This window comes from Paraburkholderia sp. NMBU_R16 (assembly GCF_013282575.1).
In the GTDB taxonomy this organism is placed as follows: Bacteria; Pseudomonadota; Gammaproteobacteria; order Burkholderiales; family Burkholderiaceae; genus Trinickia.
The window spans coordinates 1-329 of sequence record NZ_JAAAYE010000339.1 but is presented as its reverse complement, the minus strand read 5'-3'; the positions used below and the strand labels follow the sequence as shown (position 1 = coordinate 329).

General features: G+C 56.8%; 1 pseudogene. It reads left to right on the top strand.

The window, feature by feature from the left end:
* Positions 1-329: pseudogene (locus GWC77_RS28485) on the top strand (IS630 family transposase); the annotation flags it as partial.

Below are 329 nucleotides of genomic sequence, written 5' to 3'. Positions count from 1 at the left end.
CCCCATCGTACAAAAAGCTTCAAGCTGTCCAACGACCCGTTTTTCGTCGAGAAGGTCCGCGACATCGTCGGCTTGTACCTGAGTCCTCCGACCAACGCATTGGTGCTGTGTGTCGATGAGAAGAGCCAGTGCCAGGCGCTGGAGCGCACGCAACCATTGCTGCCAATGGGGCTCGGTTACGTCGAGGGTGTCACGCACGATTACATTCGCCATGGCACAACGACGCTGTTTGCTGCTCTGAATGCCGCTACCGGCGAGGTCATTGCTCAATGCAAGCCGCGTCACCGGCATCAGGAATTCATCGCGTTTCTGAATCACATCGATCGTGC